Below are 17,802 nucleotides of genomic sequence, written 5' to 3' on the forward strand. Positions count from 1 at the left end.
ATATTATCAGGGATTATTAAAAATTGTAAGCCATTTTTCTTTTACTTTTTCCCATTCATAACTTGACGCTTTCTCTCTTGCTTTTTTAGTAATTCCAATAAAAACTGAAGGATCTTTTACTATACTTTTAATGGTATTCCCCATGTCTTGTACCTCGTTGTCTCCCACCAAGAGTCCCTCTTCGCCATCTTCAATCAAAAAAGGAATTCCGCCTACGCTGGTGGAAACTACAGCCAATCCTAAACTCATGGCCTCAATTACACTCACGGGCATATTATCAAAATGCGTGGTATTAATAAAAATATCATACTGCTCAGAAAGTACGCTCCATTCTGATCTAGACAATTGCCCCGGAAAAGTGACTTTTAAGCCTAGACCTTGGGCTAATTGTTTTGTTTTTTCAAGACTCCCATCTTTATCGGGTCCTACCATGCACAGTTCGGCATCGGGAAATTCTTCCACCAATTGAGCAAAAACGTTTACAGCCATCATCGGATTATACAATTCAGCAAAAGCGCGCACCCATAATAGTTTAGGCTTTACAAACGTTCTTTCTTTAAAAAAATAATGGCTCCCCTCTAAAGCATTTGGAATAAGCAATAGATTCGGACAAGCTAACGTCTCAAAAACTTGTAGGAGATAAGGTGAAGGACACACATTGCGATACGCTTGATGAAAAAGCAATGTACAACTTTTAGGATTAGTTAGCCATCGTTGAGGCAAATTACCACCATGCAAAATAGGGATATACCTCAAATTTCTAAGGTTGCATATTCGACTCACTACAAAAGCATACCAAAAATTAGTAGTACTGTAAGTATCAAGCAATACATAATCTACTTTTCGGGTAAAACAAGCGGTGCTCATCATGTCTAGTAGGCGCATGATCTTGTTAGATTTAGTAGATGCATAGCTAATTTTGAATCCTTCTTTTTCTAGTAAAGGCCCCAAAGTATCAATAGCCGTTGGATTGGCTCCATTGCGTGCTAATTTATTTCCTATGTACAGCAGGTGCTTCACGATGAACTTTTAAAAGAGATAAGGCATAAACAAAGGCAGGCGCCGCCAAACGCATAGCCGCATGATTGATGGTCAATAACCAAAATATATAAAAAGAAAGCGCCAAAAGATTTTGCTGATCTACGGCAAATAAATACAATGGTGTTAGCAGTAAAATCAACAGGCAAACTACACCCAAAGCACCATGTTCCGCCAGCATCCGTGTTATTTCATTATGAGAAGCAGCTTCAATTCCGGTTAGAGATTGTCGTAATTCTTTGTTCTTCCCTACACCAACCCCCAAAACTGGATTTTCGAAAAACATTTTAAGTTCAGTCTCCATCAAATATTCTCTTCCAGTCAGGATACTTTTTTTCTCTCGCCCTGAGGCATCCTGATTAGCATAGCGCTTATTGAGCAACCCATTGGTTTGAATTGAGCTGTAACTCCAAACCGCCAGCATTCCCAAAAAAGATAAAAGTATAATTCCTGCAATCTTAGGTTTGGTTTGAAAATTGGCTTGAAAATATAAAATCACTACTAACAAAAGAATCATCACTACTCCAGTGTACACTCCCCCTCTAGAAAAGGTAACCAGGCCTCTAAAAGCAAAAACTACAACTAGACCGCCATTAATTAGTTGCAACAGGGCATTGGAAGAATTTAAGAGCAATTGGACAAAAAAGATAAATATCCCAAACCCCAAAATGGTGGAAACTTGATTGGGGCCAAATCCACCAGAAGTTTCAAAGTTAGACTGCGTTCCTGTCACCACATCTTGAACGCTAGGACTATACACGTACAAATAAGCTATTAAACAAAGTAAAGGCAAAGAAAATGCAGTAACAACTCCTACTAATCGTTGAAAAGATATTTGCCGTTTAAAGCAATAAATAGCTGCAATCCCCAAACAAACGGGGCCTGATATATTAAATACTATGGCTTTTTTAACATCGGTAGTAATATCCAAAGTTATAGTTGAAAGCACCACGCTAGGCACTAAGAAGAACAAAAATAACCAATAGACTAAAGCGCTTCTAGAAAAACCAGCATATAGCATTCCCAAAAAAAGAAAAAGCATCACCAGATATTTCCCATATTCGTTGACAAAGGCACCTCCTGTCATTCGCAAAATAATTTCGGCACTAATCGCATAGGCCGCCATTAACAAGGCCTCATTGTTTCGGTTTTGACTTTGAACAATATAGTAGATCCCAAAAACAAGAATTGCAATGCCGTATACTTTACTCAATAACGGAATAGCAAATAGCGCCATACCCAAAAAAGCATGAAAGGCCAATAAAAACAGATATACTTTTTCTTCTTTTTTCATCTTATAGTGTTGCTAACCAGTTCAAATAGCGATTTACAATAGCCTCTGCCGCAAACTGTTCCTGAACCGTAGCGTAAAAAGCGGCTCCGGTTTGTTTTCGAAACGCCTCATTTTCAATCAAGCGCAGTAATGCATCAGTAAAAGCAGCAGTGTCGTTATTGGGAACCAACAAACCATTGGTTGGGTGCTGAATCATTTCGGGCAAGGCGCCAACAGCCGTAACCACAACAGGTAATTGATGCATCCCATATTCCAACACCGATAACGGCAATCCCTCAGAAGCCGAAGTTAAAATCCCGATAGTCGCTTGTTGTAAAATAGCTGAGGTATCGGTTCTAGACCCGTACAAAAATACCTGATTTTGCAATGCTAACTCTTGAATTTTACTTTTAATTTCGGCAGCGTAGTCGTCCTCAAAATCTTTTCCTACCAAATGAAAGGTCCAGTCAGGGTGTGTTTTTTGTAATCGAACCGCCACCTCCAAAAGCAACAAATGGTTTTTTTGCATTCTCAAATTAGCCAAACATACAATACGTTTATTATCCTTTCCAAGCAAAGTGGTATACCTTTCCTGATGGGTCGGTTTTTGTGAAAAATTAGGTAAATAGGTCGCATTTTTAACCTTAAGACGAGTTTGTGTCCATGTCTTAAGATTACTATTTACAGCAATCACTCCTGCAAAAAAAGGCGCTGTTATTTTTAGGACAAAAATGGGACGAGATACTAAAAACTCATTATTCCCATAATGATCATGTCGAATCACTTTTAGCGAAGGAAGACTTAATTTTAAAAGAAAGGCTAAAAAAAATGAAGTGCTATGAGCATGAACATGTGTCACTTTATGTTGTAACACGAAAGACCGCAAGCGCCTTAGCGCACCAAAATCTAGTGGTTTCTTTTTATGTAGAAAAAGATAAGCTACTTTGTCTCCGATTTGTGACACTAAAGGCCCTTCTTTTCGGGTAGCTACTAACATTGAAAACTCGATTTCATCCGCGAGCACATTGGCGTAATTCACCGCCATCCGTTCAGCACCGCCGGCTTCTAAAGAATCTATAAGTTGTACAATGCGCATATCTTATTTTTAATGTGAGTGGGACCGATGACTAAGCATCACCGCAACATTCTTTTAATTTCGTTTTCGAACCTATCCAAAGTATAGTGGCGAGACCAATTCGCTGCCGCAACTCTTTTATGCAAATACATATCTTGATATATAAACATTGCCTCTAGTTGTGCTACATCAGCATTCAATTGCATATCTAATAAAACACCATATTCACCGTAGCCCAACATAAAGGGCACACAAGAAATGGGTGAAGCAACAGGCACGCATCCCCAAAACATGCCTTCGGCCAAGGCTTTAGGCCATCCTTCACTTTGGGACGGCAACACTACAAAATGACTGTTTTGATAGGCTACTTTTACGGCTGCTTGCGATTGGTTCCCTTTTAAAGTAATCAAGGCTCCCAATTTGTTTTTTATGACATAGTCTTCGACAACCTTTCGCTCTGGCCCTTCGCCATACAACTCCAAATGCACTTCATACCCTCTTTTAAACAAGGCTTCCACCAAAGCTACAGCATACATCGGACGTTTTCCTTGAGACAAGGTCCCTACAAAAATAAACCGAATAGGTCTAACAAAAGTAAGTGTTTTTAGCGGTACTTTCTCCGCTTCCCAATAGGTGGCCGTAAAAAAGGGGTGAACATTTTTGCTGTTTCTCTCCCATTCGCCATACACCAATACTTGCATGTTTCGGGTTAAAAAGGTATTGCTCAAAATCCATTTTTGAACGCGATAACTCCACGGTTGTTTTGCTTTTGGATCCCAGTTGCCAGCATATTTTGCTGTTTTAGGTTTATTAGGGAACAAGATTTGCACCAAACACCCCAATAATCCAATATTGCCAGGACAACGCAAGTGAATATGATCCGCTTGGGACATGGCTTTGAAAATTTGCCAAACTATTCTTGGAAGGGCAAAGAAGGCCTTTAGTCTGGACTTCCAACTCAATACATCAATCGTGTCAATTGGAAAAAAAGTAATCTTCTTATGACCATAAGCACTATCAATAGCTGTGGGCTCTTTTTCTTCAAGGGCTCCAACAACAAGTAAGTCCGTAACATATTTGGCCCAAACATTCATTTCTCGAACATAAGGAGCATAGGCAAAATATTCATTTCCCTGCTTCTTGTGAACGACGTGGGTGATGATGGCGAATTTCATTGGTGTACTTTTGGTTGATTAAACATCAAACTCCACCAACCCACGGTTCTTCCTAGTGCTTCCGTAAAAGCTTCCCTACGCTTAGCTGTCGTAAAGGCATTACTAAATCGAATGATCGTCAAAAGCAACGTTATTGCATGCCATTTGAAACGATCTTTTAAAGCGGGATTGGCATTTTTTACGCGCCATACATACCAACCGTTACGTACGACCATTTTGCCGTACTGATATTGATTCGGGCGACCAGATACTGCGTGATAATGGTTCAACTTTGCCGCGGTATTGAGGTATAACTTACCTTTTTTAGCTACTCTCAGACAAAAATCGGCATCTTCGTACAAGCCATAGCCTTCAAAATAAGTAGAAAATTGAAACGTTTCAAAAACAACTTTCTTAAAAGAGGAAACCCCTCCCATTAGTTGCTCAACTTCATATACTTTCCCACTGGGTGGCAAAAAACCCACACTTCTTCCGTGCGAAAACAAAGAAGAAAACCCTGGAGGACAATCACTATCTAAACCTATTTTTTTTCTTACTACAAAACGACTTCCGTCTTTTCGTTTCCATCCATCAAAATAGAACTCATTTATTTTTGGCTCGTAGCTAGGTTCAACATCTTCCCATTTCGTTTCATTATGAATATATCCTCCAACTCCGAGAGCCTCTGGGAATTTTTTGTAAGTCTTTAACAATTCCTCAAAATATTCTTTTTCTAAAACCGTATCATCGTCTAAAAAGCAAACAATTTCTATGTCCGCACTTACTTTGGCAATACCAAAATTGCGTTGCTTGGTCAATCCTCTTTGTTCTTTGCTTACTAAAAAATAGTGCAGTTTTTCGAAATGATTGCGTTCCAAAGCCTGTTGCGTTGCGTCATTTGTTGACCCATCAATAATCAGAATTTCATCGGGATATAAAGTTTGTTCCTGAACCGATTGCAACAATTGTAGCAAGGATTTAGGACGTTGATAAGTACAGATGATGAGCGAAATTTTCATTTTCCTTATTTTGATGCAATAAATATTAAATTATTGTAACCTTTTTTTCGATCATATTTCCCTCCTTTTAACAATGAAAATTCCTCTAAAGAATAAATTTCAATCTCTTTAAATCCTGCCGCTTCCAAATCCATTTGCAATCCTTTTTTTGTATAATAATAGCCAGGAACCTTGAATCCATTGAATCCCGTATTTCTATTGCCAACGCTATCTCCTAAAATAAAAGAAAAAAGATTTCTTACTTTAAAATACAAGGTTTTCTTTTGGGTTCCTATTTGATTATGGACTGTACCTACTACAACGGCATCTTTGTTTAAAATCCTCAAAGTATTTTTAAAAATCCCAATTCTTTTTTTCCTTTCTGGCACATAGGTTAGCATACTGTTCAAAAGCGTAACCATATCAAATGGATTACTTTCTTGAGTATACTCATAAGCATCACAAACTAAGGTCTCGGTTTTGGCATCAATATCCCAAAGCTTTAGATTTTCTCTACACTTTAAAATCATATTTTCTGATATATCTGAAGCTATAATTTGATTGGGATGAAATAGTTCATTAATTGATTTAATTTCTCTTCCAGTACCACAACCAAACACCTTCACCCTTTTAATTGGTCCAACTTTAGCATATCTTTCTTTGGCTTTTTCAAATAAAAAAGCTTCAAAATTGGAAATGTTTTTAGAGATATCTTGAGTAGCGATAATCATTTCGTTTTCCCAAAACAATTTATTTTCTATTTTCATGTTTTCTTTTAATTACGGTTAAAAAACTACCAATTCTATGCTTATGTTTTTTTAAATTCACTTTAAAAAACAAATATATTTTAAAATAAAAAGGGTTCAAAATCCAATGATGTTTAGATCCTTGAAAATATACCGATTCTGAATTAAAACCCGATTTAAATCGCTGCACTCCAACAGATCCGCCCAAAGAAATATTATACCCATCATAGCCCTTTTGAAAAGACAACTTAATTGCTTCCCAATGCAATAAATGCCCCACATACAAATCAGGTTTTTCTTTTTGAGTCCCTCCTAAAATATAGGTAAAATGATTCCCTGCTTTAATGATTAAGAGTGATCCTTTGATGACATTGCCTGAACTCGCAACTAAAAATTTTGCGTGATTTTTTTGAATTAAATGAATCAAAGTATCTTTAATTGCCCTCCATTCTCTTACGCTATACTTTCTGCTTTTGGCATTTTCGATGCAAATTTGGTAAGCACTTTCAATATCATGCTCGTGGGTCACAGCTTTTACTATGAGGTTGTTTTTCAATGCTTTTCGGATATACCTTCTTGGAGATAATTTCAAATCGGTTAGCAAATGATTTTCTGAAGCATATTTTTTTAAATCCACCCAATTAAGTCCACTAGAGGAATAAACATGATGGAATAGATGCCCTGAAGAAGCAGTAGTTAAAAATTCTAACTTTGATGTTTCAGCCATAACATGAGGGTTTTCATAAGAGGCCAAGGGCAAAGTAATATGACAATAACACGATTTATGGAAAGTAGCTCTATTTACAACGTGTTGAATCAGTGCATTTAATTCCTTTTCAAATCCGACACTGACTATGGGGCCATACGGAATTATATAAAATTTTAAAAACAAAGCTTTTGCAATTACAGCTCCAAAGCCCCCCACTATTTCTCCCTTATGTAAAACAATACACACTTCATAATCAAAATTATAGGTTTCGTAAGAGTTTAACCAATCGGACAACAACAAATGACTTCCTCTATCATTGGTTTGCACATAGTGATCCCATTTTGACAACCAATCAACATCTTTTGTAAATAAAAACTCCATTAATTTATTGTTCTAAACTTTATAGTAGTCGGCAGTATAACATATATCTTCCCATTGGTATCAACATCCAATTCAATATTTTCAGCAGGCTTCCAATACTCAACCCACTCTTGTAAAGTAGGATTCCAAATCGATTTATTTTGAATTTCTTGACTTAACCCTTTAAAATTTTGAGCCACTATTGGATCAATCGTAGTAGGCGTGCCGAACAATTTGCCCCTATGATACGACAAAGGAACGGAAAAATAGGTATGCGCTATACAAACGCCTTTTTCTTTTATTAATACATCAATATTTTCACGACACAACGCCTTTTTAAAATCTACCATTTCTAGCGTTTGAAAAACACAAAACTCCTTCTCGAAAAGCTTATGTTTAAAAAAAACTGGTTGGTATTTTGCTAAAGGATAAGGTTTGTTTTTAGTGCTATTCCAAAGTAAAAAAACTTTGAAAAGCTGATATACTAAAGCACTTCCATTTTTAAATAATGCTCTGAGTTGGCCAAAATCTTTTTGATATACTACTTTCTTAAAATGTCCCGCAACTTTTCGGTATTGACTCAATATTTTGGGATGTCCGTAAAAATGAAACACGATGTTTTTAATCATCAATTGTGCTTTCTTGTAAATCCCAAAGCCTTTAGCCCCCTTCCAGAAGCTTCCTAGAGTAAAATGCTGGGGATTCAATTGGTTGATCACGCCTTGTGTAGCTGTCCCAGAATCGATATAATTCCAAAGATTTTGAATGTTTTTATCCTTCAAATTTGCTTCATACTCGCGATTAGCCATAGTATGTTGGGCATACAATGAAAAATTATAAGGCTGATACCCATGATCAATCCAAGTGGTGAGGTCGGGAAAAGGAGGACAAAAACTAAAAAACTCCCCTCGACTTTCCGCTGGAGAACGCAAGGATTGCGTCAACGAATGATAACACAATTCATGTCCATCTTGCCGCCAAAGTTCCAGTTCGGCTGCATCATGCTCATAGGAGGCATTTTCAGTTCGTTTTGAAAAATGATTTATGAAAAATCCTTTCGTTACTTTGATATTATTTTCTTTAAAAAACTGTCTTTGCAGTACTAAATTTTCAGCGGTATCAAAATCGCAATGGTCCGTAAAGCATACAATGGCTGAAAAGGGAATTTTTGACCGGCTAAATTCAATGGCATTTTGTTTAGCAAACAACAAGGATAATGAGGGTAAGTTTGTGAAATTAGGAGTTACCTGCCTTAAAACTCTATCATTACTTGGATTAGTGTATTCCGTGATTGTAGCCGCATACTGTGGGTTAAAGCGCCATAAGAGTACGGATTTATTTTTTTGATGCACTTCCCATAGTCCCTCTAAAACATTGGCTTGTACCAATGTCCCATCATTTAATTTGATAATTTTGGGACAAAATGCATTGGCTACCCAATCCCTATCAGACTTGATCCATTGGTAATCATGGGACCGATAGTACGCAATAGGTATTGTAAATTTGATTTCTAAATCAAAAAACATGAGTTCAGTAGACAAAAACGGCTCAAGCGACAGGCTTACTTTATGGGGTTGACTATTGTCGTAAACCACTTGTTTTGTTGCTGTAGGTAAAACAATAGAAATGGAGTGTATCAAAATATGGCAGGATTATTCAAAAAAAGAGCTTGTTGGGTTTGATTTCTTAAAGGCAATCAAAGTCATGCTAACTTAAATAAAACACAAATATACAAAAGTGTACAGAAGTGGTATCGCTTTTCAAAATCACAAAATTTTCAAGGTAACTTAATCCAATACAAAAAACGAAGATTAATTTAAACTATAGTCATTATCCGTTTTGATCTCTTAATTGTTTCGACCAAAACAGACTTACTTTCCATTGTCTTTGGAAAGTGGAAAAATAACGAAAAGGGTTTTTAATCTTTTGCAAGCGATAAAATTTAAAAAAAAGTATGGTTTTGTATCCTAAAATTTGTTCTTGGCTATTGTGTTTCATGATGCAAAACCTTTGGGAATTCGTTCCACTTCACAAACTCTTCACAATCTTCATGACACCAAGCTACTTTTTTATCAGGAAATTGCATGGCTAATTGCATCAATACCGAAGCTATTGACTTTGATGATTCAAAGTCAATGACCTCTAGATTATCCGATGTAACCCGACTAACTTGTCTAGTATTATGATAGATAACAATCACTATTTACTAATTATAGATTCATAAAAATCAATATTCTGTTGGGCAATTTGCTGGATATCAAAAGTAGATTCCACTCTTTGTCTGGCTGCATGTCCAATTTTTTTACAAAGATTCTGATTATCTAAAAGTGTTACAATATGCTTGGCAAACTCGGCGTGGTTTGCAGGCGGTACCAAAAAACCACTTTCTCCATCTACAATCAATTCTTGAGACCATCCAAAATCATTACATACTACTGGTTTTTGCATAGCCATAGCTTCAATCGTTACCATGCCAAACGTTTCAGCAAAGCTAGGAAAAACACATACATTGGCTTTTCTAATACACTCTTGTACGTTAGCATAGGGCATCTTTCCCAAATACGAAACTTGCTCAAGGTCAACCTCTTCAAATTCTTTTTTCAGTAATTCCCAAGTGGACGAAGATTGCGTTTGAATATCTGCAGCATCACTTCCAATAAGTACCAATCGAGCTTCTGGAATTGCTTCTCTCACTTTATTAAAAATTGCAGGTAGCTCTAACACTCCTTTTTTTCGAATAATCGTACCAACATATAAAATTAGTCCTTTTTCATAAAGCAAAGGGAAATCATTTTTAAACTCATGCTGGTTTATCCCATTATAAATAACCTTACTGCTTTTGCGGGCAAGTCCAAACAATTCCTTTGTCACATCAGCGGCAAAAGCTGTTGGAGCTACAAAAGCGGTAGCTCGCATGATGGCTAATTTCTCAAACCAATAATTTTTTCGTTTTTGCTTTCTTTTTTCCAAATGACAAAAATAGGTATCACTCCCGTGAAAACGAATCACTAATGGCGCTTTCAGATTCATAAAAGCTGTAATTCCTGTCCAATCTGGCGCTTCAATCAAATCAATTTTTTCTGAAACAATATGTTTATTGAGATATCTTTGAATAAATTTTCGATGGCAATACCACCCCAATATCTTATATTTTTGAGTCTTTAATAAGTGTATTCTAATTCCAGCTTCCTCAAAAACAGCCGCTTCACTTTGCCCGTACACAAAAACAGAAACTTGGACTCCTTTTGTAACTAAAGCCTCTACCAAATTCTGGATACTTGTGCCAATTCCCGCAGCATGCAATACACGAGGATGAGGATATTCAGGAGTTAAAAAAGCGATGTGCATAGTATAGCGGTAATATATTTATATTCTTTTGCGTTTTTAACCCTTTCAGGGTTTGGAACTCTGAAAGAGTTAACTCAATTAATTAAAAAAATCCTTTAAAATTCGAGCCGTAAACAATCTCGCTCCAGCATCATTCAAATGCCCACAAGAAGAAAAATATTGGTCCTCTAGTACTACATTTTCATAATTGTGAATTTCTGGATATAATTTTTTTACTTTATCAAAATAATTCATTCCTTTTGTGTTTTCACATATTGGAGTCATTATGGGGATAAACTTAATACCGTTCTGTTTACAAAGTTGCTTAATTTCTTCGTAGTATTGGTTTTTTGGTAAAGGTTTTAAGTTGTCCAAATTATTTTTCATGTTAGCATTCGGTTTCTTACCCAAAGGATAATAGCCTTTGTTTTCCATAAGCGAAGTCTTCTTTCCAATAGCTGTAAAAAAAACTTCCCGTACTCCAATTTTGGCGTCATATTTTACATAACGGTAAAAAGGAATATAATACAACTCCATAAAATCGGTTTCGTTTTCAAAATGGGTTTTGATGGTTTCGGATTCGTGAAGAAACGGCAAAAATTTCGCCGCTATTCCTTCCGCTTGATGGTCGTTTGACAAATTCAAATCGGCTTCTAAGATGACATTTTTAATTTGATAATTGCGCTCCAACATCAATTTAAGCAATAACGAAGCTTCGAACAAATGGCCACCACTCATCCCGTAATTAAAGGTTTTTAATCCTTTGTCTACAAACATTTGGGAAACAAAATGATTGTTCGCCCTTGATGATCCCAGAATCACCACATCATACTTTTCGTCTTTAGAATTGAAGACTTTTTCAATTTTCCCTCTATTCGTGGATTGCAAAAAAACTTTGGTGTAACCAAAATCTAATACTACAGCGATAAATACTGTTAGTAATCCTATTTTTAAAATGTATAGTAAAAATTTTTTCATTGGTGATTCTATCTTATTCCTATGTTATTTTATCTTCTATGTCAGGTCGAGCGCAGTGGAGACCCTTATTAAACAACTAATTCTCTTTAAAACAACAATCTCGATTGCGCTCGATTTGACAACTAAATGTCATTCCTTACCCTGTCAGGTCGAGCGCAGTCGAGACCCTTTCTAACCACAAATTCTCTTGACAAACAAACCATCTCGACTGCGCTCGATTTGACAACAAAACCTCTCGACTCAAACTGTCAGGTCGAGCGCAGTCGAGACCCTTTTTTAAACAACTAATCTTCTTAATAAACAACAATCTCGACTGCGCTCGATTTGACAACAAAAAAACTCGACTCAAACTGTCAGGTCGAGCGCAGTCGAGACGCTTTTTTACAACTAATCCTCTTTATAAACAACAATCTCGACTGCGCTCGATTTGACAACAAAAAATCTCGACTCAAACTGTCAGGTCGAGCGCAGTCGAGACCCCTTTACTCAAACTCTTCACCCTTATTAGGATCATATTTATAATGAGTAGCGTTTCTACATTCTGATAAATTTTGCAACCTATCAAAATTGCCATCAATCAAAGCTTGTTTTTTTAATCTACTCCACTTCTTAATTTTTTTCTCAAACTCAATTGCCTGATTAGGATCCATAAATTCTTGATAAAAAACCAATTTTACTGGTCTTCGAGAATGCGTATAAGCTTCTGGGTATTTTCCAGCATTATGTTCCATTAACCTCCTATCAATATCAGAAGTGATCCCCACATAAAGTGAATCATCTTTACAACACAAAATATAAACATAGTAGAATTTCATAATTTATATCTTAAAAACAATCTCGATTGCGCTCGATTTGACAACAAAACCTCTCAACTCAAACTGTCAGGTCGAGCGCAGTCGAGACCCTTATTTAACAACTAATTCTCTTTATAAACAATAATCTCGACTGCGCTCGATTTGACAACAAAAAAACTCGACTCAAACTGTCACGTCGAGCGCAGTCGAGACCCTTTTTTAACAACTAATCTTCTTTATAAACAACAATCTCGACTGCGCTCGATTTGACAACAAAAAAACTCGACTCAAACTGTCAGGTCGAGCGCAGTCGAGACGCTTTTTTACAACTAATCCTCTTTATAAACAACAATCTCGACTGCGCTCGATTTGACAACAAAAAATCTCGACTCAAACTGTCAGGTCGAGCGCAGTCGAGACCCCTTTACTCAAACTCTTCACCCTTATTAGGATCATATTTATAATGAGTAGCGTTTCTACATTCTGATAAATTTTGCAACCTATCAAAATTGCCATCAATCAAAGCTTGTTTTTTTAATCTACTCCACTTCTTAATTTTTTTCTCAAACTCAATTGCCTGATTAGGATCCATAAATTCTTGATAAAAAACCAATTTTACTGGTCTTCGAGAATGCGTATAAGCTTCTGGGTATTTTCCAGCATTATGTTCCATTAACCTCCTATCAATATCAGAAGTGATCCCCACATAAAGTGAATCATCTTTACAACACAAAATATAAACATAGTAGAATTTCATAATTTATATCTTAAACAATAATCTCGACTGCGCTCGATTTGACAACAAAACCTCTCAACTCAAACTGTCAAGTCGAGCGCAGTCGAGACCCCTTTTAAACAGCAATTTTTCTTTATAAACAATAATCTCGACTGCGCTCGATTTGACAACAAAACCACTCAACTCAAACTGTCAGGTCGAGCGCAGTCGAGACCCTTTTATAACAACTAATTCTCTTTATAAACAACAATCTCGACTGCGCTCGATTTGACAACTAATTTAATCACATTTCTATGTCACGTCGAGCGCAGTCGAGACGCTTTATTCCTAAAACTGAAAATAAATAAACTCCTTATAATCCGAAAACGTACCTAAAGCCATAATGACCGCGATAGCCAAACCAAACTTAAGGAGACTATAGCGTCCTGATAGGGGCTCTACTCGATTTCTATTATTCCATTCTACCACTACAAAAGCACCAATTAAAAGAAGTATTTCGTAGTTATAGCGTTCGTTAGCTAAATATTGCGAGCCAAAATCGCCATTCACAACAAGTTGTTTTAAATACAAAAGAGCATCGGTTATGGATTTCGCTCTAAAAAAGACCCAAGCGATAGTACTTAAAATAAACGTCAAAAAGATGTTCCCAATCATTCTTACCCCCTTCCAGTCATAACTCATGATTAAAGGACCTGTATTGTTTCTATTTTTATTCAAAAGTAATAGCGGCAAGAAATAGGCGGCATTTAGCAATCCCCAAACTACATAAGTCCAATTGGCGCCATGCCAAAAGCCACTCACTAAGAAAATAATAAAAGTATTGCGTACTTTACCCCACATTCCCCCTTGACTGCCTCCCAGCGGAATGTACAAATAATCCCGAAACCAAGACGATAACGAAATGTGCCAGCGGCGCCAAAATTCGGCTATGTCTCTTGAAAAATAGGGATAATTGAAGTTTTTTAGTAAATCAATGCCGAACAGTTTCGACATTCCTAAAGCCATATCGGAGTAGCCTGAGAAATCCCCATAAATTTGAAACGCAAAATAAATAGCTCCCAAAATCAAGGATAGCGAATTCATCGAAGGATAGTTATCAAAAACGGCATTGGCATAAGTAGCACAAGTATCCGCTATCACTACTTTTTTGACCAATCCCCATACGAATTGTGCTAAACCTTCTTTGGCTTTTTCCAAATCAAAGGATCGTTTTATTTTTACCTGTGGCAATAAATGAGTGGCTCTTTCTATAGGCCCAGCCACCAACAAAGGGAAATAACTCACAAACAAAGAATAATCAACAAAGTTATACTCCGCTTTGATACGCTTGTAATAAATGTCTATCACATAAGACAAGCCATGAAAGGTGTAAAAGGATATCCCAACAGGAAGAATCACATCAAGCAGTATTGGACTCGCTTTAAATCCAACAGAAGTAAGTAGTTGAGCAAACGAATCCGAGAAAAAATTGAAGTATTTAAAAACCCCTAAAAATCCTAAGTTAACAATAACACTAAGCCAAAACCAAAATTTTCGCCCTTTTTCATTCGTGCTTTTTTCAATTCTAATACCCGTGTAATAGTCTAAAAAAGTAGAGAAAACTAACAGAAATAAAAAACGCCAATCCCAACAAGAATAAAAATAATAACTGGCTAGTATCAGTAAAGCGTTTTGTGTATTTTTTGTTTTATTGAAAACAAACCAATACAGAAAAAAAACTACAGGTAAAAAAATGGCAAACGCCAAGGAGTTGAAAAACATATTTTATAGAAAAAAAATAACACTAATTACACTAATTGCCACTAATTCACAAACTATAGTACGTCTATTGTAGTAGTGTTGGATGGATTTGATTATTGCTTTGCAAAGAAACGTATTATTCTTCAGAAATGATAGTTTTTATGGCTTCCCAAATACGTTTTGAGGCTTCTTGCGGTGGCTGTTGATTGATCACTTCGAACCATTTTTGAGCATTTTCTATTACCGATGAAGGGGTTGCAATTCCTTTTTCAATAATAGCTGAAATCTCTTTTGGATTATTGATCCACAAAACGGCTTCTTTATTGGGCATAGAACGAAAGTGGACATAATTGTATATTTTTTTAACCGACCAATTGGTAATTCGTTTATCCGCGACGTCATAATTAATAAATGCACATGGTTTTTGGTGGGCTACATAATCAAACACCATTGAAGATCCTAAATTGATCACCAACTCCGTATGCGCTATGACATTCATTTGCAAATCAATATCCTTTGGGGTTGGTAGTATGGTATTCCAGCCTTCACCGATTCGATCCCATAGAGGAACAATTGGAGTAATTACATCTTTATAGTTTTCCAAGACTTGATCATAACGAGTAGAAAAATCAACGGGACAGCGTCTAAAAATAATACCTAATCCATGCCCTTTTTTATTCAATTCACGAATGGCTAAGGCCACATCTTCTAAATAGTTGGGATCATCTGGACAAGTAGTCACATCGTCACCGGAGTAACAGATGTATTTTTTGTCAAAATCTAAGTGGTGCTGTTTAAAAAAATTTGCTCTAGATAGTATCTTGGTCTTATCAAAATGAGACTCAAACTGCGGAGTGCCCGTTACAAAAACCTGTTCCTTTTTAATGTAAGGATAATAGAACAGTAATTCTTTTTCCATCAAATCACTCCAAACAAAATAATAATCTGTTTCGACGACCATGGTCGCTTTAGGCAAATTATCCCATGAAAAAATAAACGTAGCTGTTGGTATTCCCAATTCTTGTGCCGCCAATAAAGGAGCAATAGCTGTCATTGGACGTTGATTGGTACAAAATATCAAAGCGGGTTTTTCTTTTTGTAAGGTCTCCAAGCATTGATGATAATACAAGGTTTTACGTTCTTCTTCCTTAATTTTTTTTCGAATGCGAGTCAATCCAAATGGAGAAGAATGCGTAAAAGATAACCACTTAGTTGCACTACTTTTTATAGCTTTTTTCAATGTAGTATATGAGAAAGGAAAACGATAGGTATCGTAAACCTTGTCTTTAGTCCTGCGAATATTTAGATTTAACTCTATTTGCTTACGCGCATTCTTATACGTCTCGGTTAGTGGATGTGATTTAGAATTTCCGATTTTAATTTCGGTAAATCCTAGTGTCGTTAGATCAAAAGGAGTGTTATTCCAAAATACGAGGTCAAAATTTTCTTTGTCGCCTATAGTATGAAAGTCAGAATAGGCGAAATTTCGTAACCCTATTCCATCGGGTAGTAAAATGAATATTTTGGGGGTTGTTTTCAATTTTTTGTTTTTATTTTCAACCCTTTCATAGTTTTAAACTATGAAAGGGTTAACTACTGTTATATGCATTATTAACTACAAAAGCATTCAGCTCTTTATCTAACAAAACTAGGTTTTAATTCATGAAAAATCTTTCTCTAGTTGATTAAAAACCTTTCAGAGTTTAAAACTCTGAAAGGGTCGAATATTACAAATCCCTAAACTGTTTTTGATGATTACTATTCCATAGCGTTGCTTCCTTAAGACAATCTAAAAACAACTGTGCACTATTTCCTTGTCCAAAATCAGTAGCTGTAGGTTGTACTTGGTGCAAATCAATACTTTTTAAAGCTTCTGAAATATTCTTTTCATCATAATCGACATGAATAATATCGGCATGCACCGCTCTATTTTGTTGACGCGTTCCTATATTGATAATCGGAATGCCGTAATAAGGTGCCTCACGTATCCCTGCACTGCTGTTGCCAATGATGAATTGACTGTTTTTCAACAAGGTCAGAAAATATTCAAAACGCAAAGAAGGTATGATACGGAATCTTGGATTGCCTTTCAAGGCTTCGTAGGCTTTCAAAACCAATCGACTCCCTAAATCATTATTTGGATAGACTACCAAATAATTATGATGATCGGCTAGTAAAGCGGCTACGAAGTTCTGGGCGTAGGCTTCCATATGATCAATCTCGGTCGTTACAGGATGAAACATGGCAATGGCGTAGGCTTCGAAATCCAATTGATAATAGCTTTTAGCCTTCACTACATCTGGAAGTTGTTCCGAGAACATAATATCAATATCAGGTGAACCAATAGTAAAAATAGATTCGTTGATTTCACCCATCTGTTGCAATCGTTGTGCTGCCTCAGCATTAGAAACAAAATGAATATGGCTCAATTTACTCACACTGTGCCGAATCAATTCATCGACTGTTCCCGATACCTCGCCTCCTTCTATATGGGCTACCAAAATATTATTCAAAGAACCCACAATCGCTCCCGCCAAAGTCTCTACTCGATCCCCATGCACAACAATTAAATCCGGTTGTATTGCTTTGGCATAGCCAGATAAACCTTCTATAGTTTTGGCCAACGTCAAATCCATAGTCGTTTCGTGGGTATGATTAGAAAAAGTATGAATGTTTTGAAATCCACAGCGTTCAATTTCTAATAAAGTATAGCCGTACTCTTCCTGCAAATGCATACCCGTCACAAAAACAAAGACTTCAAATTCAGGGTGCCCTTCCAGAATGGAAATCAATGATTTTATTTTACCAAAATCGGCACGAGTACCGGTAAGAAATACTATTTTTTTCATTTATTTTTTTGTCAATCAACCCTGT

General features: G+C 36.4%; 16 protein-coding genes. All 16 read right to left on the reverse strand.

Going from position 1 to position 17,802, the window contains the following annotated elements:
- Window positions 1–6: 6 nt before the first annotated feature.
- Window positions 7–1,020: a glycosyltransferase family 4 protein gene (locus FLB_RS00925; RefSeq protein WP_064714094.1), complete on the reverse strand. Its 1,014-nt coding sequence runs from the start codon at window positions 1,018–1,020 to the stop codon at window positions 7–9.
- Window positions 992–2,332 carry an O-antigen ligase family protein gene (locus FLB_RS00930; RefSeq protein WP_064714095.1) on the reverse strand — a complete coding sequence of 447 codons (1,341 nt, stop codon included), beginning with the start codon at window positions 2,330–2,332 and terminating at the stop codon, window positions 992–994. Before FLB_RS00930 ends, FLB_RS00925 begins: the two co-directional genes overlap by 29 nt.
- 1 nt (window position 2,333) lies before the next feature.
- Window positions 2,334–3,407, reverse strand: coding sequence for a glycosyltransferase family 4 protein (locus tag FLB_RS00935; protein WP_064714096.1), 1,074 nt, complete (start codon window positions 3,405–3,407; stop codon window positions 2,334–2,336).
- A 38-nt stretch (window positions 3,408–3,445) separates the two neighbouring features.
- Window positions 3,446–4,561 carry a glycosyltransferase gene (locus tag FLB_RS00940; RefSeq protein ID WP_064714097.1) on the reverse strand — a complete coding sequence of 372 codons (1,116 nt, stop codon included), beginning with the start codon at window positions 4,559–4,561 and terminating at the stop codon, window positions 3,446–3,448.
- The gene (locus FLB_RS00945; protein WP_064714098.1) at window positions 4,558–5,559 is read right to left on the reverse strand and encodes a glycosyltransferase family 2 protein; all 1,002 of its coding nucleotides are present in this window, start codon (window positions 5,557–5,559) and stop codon (window positions 4,558–4,560) included. The genes FLB_RS00940 and FLB_RS00945 overlap by 4 nt, the downstream gene beginning before the upstream one ends.
- Before the next feature lie 5 nt (window positions 5,560–5,564).
- Window positions 5,565–6,305, reverse strand: a complete 741-nt coding sequence (locus FLB_RS00950; RefSeq protein WP_064714099.1) for a class I SAM-dependent methyltransferase — start codon at window positions 6,303–6,305, stop codon at window positions 5,565–5,567.
- Window positions 6,289–7,374, reverse strand: a complete 1,086-nt coding sequence (locus FLB_RS00955) for a lipid II:glycine glycyltransferase FemX (protein WP_064714100.1) — start codon at window positions 7,372–7,374, stop codon at window positions 6,289–6,291. The genes FLB_RS00950 and FLB_RS00955 overlap by 17 nt, the downstream gene beginning before the upstream one ends.
- On the reverse strand, window positions 7,374–8,993 hold the full coding sequence (locus FLB_RS00960) for a hypothetical protein (protein ID WP_157490502.1): 1,620 nt from the start codon (window positions 8,991–8,993) through the stop codon (window positions 7,374–7,376). The genes FLB_RS00955 and FLB_RS00960 overlap by 1 nt, the downstream gene beginning before the upstream one ends.
- Before the next feature lie 344 nt (window positions 8,994–9,337).
- Window positions 9,338–9,553: a hypothetical protein gene (locus FLB_RS14200; protein ID WP_157490503.1), complete on the reverse strand. Its 216-nt coding sequence runs from the start codon at window positions 9,551–9,553 to the stop codon at window positions 9,338–9,340.
- On the reverse strand, window positions 9,553–10,701 hold the full coding sequence (locus FLB_RS00965) for a glycosyltransferase family 4 protein (RefSeq protein WP_064714102.1): 1,149 nt from the start codon (window positions 10,699–10,701) through the stop codon (window positions 9,553–9,555). Before FLB_RS00965 ends, FLB_RS14200 begins: the two co-directional genes overlap by 1 nt.
- 78 nt (window positions 10,702–10,779) lie before the next feature.
- Window positions 10,780–11,658, reverse strand: a complete 879-nt coding sequence (locus FLB_RS00970) for a hypothetical protein (RefSeq protein ID WP_064714103.1) — start codon at window positions 11,656–11,658, stop codon at window positions 10,780–10,782.
- A gap of 482 nt (window positions 11,659–12,140) precedes the next feature.
- Window positions 12,141–12,473: a GIY-YIG nuclease family protein gene (locus FLB_RS00975; protein WP_064714104.1), complete on the reverse strand. Its 333-nt coding sequence runs from the start codon at window positions 12,471–12,473 to the stop codon at window positions 12,141–12,143.
- 403 nt (window positions 12,474–12,876) lie between these two features.
- Window positions 12,877–13,209, reverse strand: coding sequence for a GIY-YIG nuclease family protein (locus FLB_RS00980; RefSeq protein WP_064714104.1), 333 nt, complete (start codon window positions 13,207–13,209; stop codon window positions 12,877–12,879).
- A 306-nt stretch (window positions 13,210–13,515) separates the two neighbouring features.
- Window positions 13,516–14,949, reverse strand: a complete 1,434-nt coding sequence (locus FLB_RS00985; RefSeq protein ID WP_064714105.1) for an MBOAT family O-acyltransferase — start codon at window positions 14,947–14,949, stop codon at window positions 13,516–13,518.
- Window positions 14,950–15,064: 115 nt separating this feature from the next.
- Entirely contained in the window at window positions 15,065–16,468 is a 1,404-nt protein-coding gene (locus FLB_RS00990) for a hypothetical protein (protein WP_064714106.1), read from the reverse strand.
- 187 nt (window positions 16,469–16,655) lie between these two features.
- Complete coding sequence (neuC, locus tag FLB_RS00995; RefSeq protein WP_064714107.1) at window positions 16,656–17,777, reverse strand: UDP-N-acetylglucosamine 2-epimerase; 1,122 nt, start codon at window positions 17,775–17,777, stop codon at window positions 16,656–16,658.
- Window positions 17,778–17,802 lie beyond the last annotated feature (25 nt).

The organism is Flavobacterium succinicans, assembly GCF_001662485.1.
Lineage (GTDB): Bacteria > Bacteroidota > Bacteroidia > Flavobacteriales > Flavobacteriaceae > Flavobacterium > Flavobacterium succinicans_A.

Coding starts and splice junctions, on each gene's coding strand:
- FLB_RS00940 (WP_064714097.1), bottom strand. CDS start 4,561: ATGAAATTCGCCATCATCACCCACGTCGTTCACAAGAAGCAGGGAAAT.
- FLB_RS00935 (WP_064714096.1), bottom strand. CDS start 3,407: ATGCGCATTGTACAACTTATAGATTCTTTAGAAGCCGGCGGTGCTGAA.
- FLB_RS00975 (WP_064714104.1), bottom strand. CDS start 12,473: ATGAAATTCTACTATGTTTATATTTTGTGTTGTAAAGATGATTCACTT.
- FLB_RS00955 (WP_064714100.1), bottom strand. CDS start 7,374: ATGGAGTTTTTATTTACAAAAGATGTTGATTGGTTGTCAAAATGGGAT.
- FLB_RS00965 (WP_064714102.1), bottom strand. CDS start 10,701: ATGCACATCGCTTTTTTAACTCCTGAATATCCTCATCCTCGTGTATTG.
- FLB_RS00930 (WP_064714095.1), bottom strand. CDS start 2,332: ATGAAAAAAGAAGAAAAAGTATATCTGTTTTTATTGGCCTTTCATGCT.
- FLB_RS00970 (WP_064714103.1), bottom strand. CDS start 11,658: ATGAAAAAATTTTTACTATACATTTTAAAAATAGGATTACTAACAGTA.
- FLB_RS00950 (WP_064714099.1), bottom strand. CDS start 6,305: ATGAAAATAGAAAATAAATTGTTTTGGGAAAACGAAATGATTATCGCT.
- neuC (WP_064714107.1), bottom strand. CDS start 17,777: ATGAAAAAAATAGTATTTCTTACCGGTACTCGTGCCGATTTTGGTAAA.
- FLB_RS00985 (WP_064714105.1), bottom strand. CDS start 14,949: ATGTTTTTCAACTCCTTGGCGTTTGCCATTTTTTTACCTGTAGTTTTT.
- FLB_RS00980 (WP_064714104.1), bottom strand. CDS start 13,209: ATGAAATTCTACTATGTTTATATTTTGTGTTGTAAAGATGATTCACTT.
- FLB_RS00945 (WP_064714098.1), bottom strand. CDS start 5,559: ATGAAAATTTCGCTCATCATCTGTACTTATCAACGTCCTAAATCCTTG.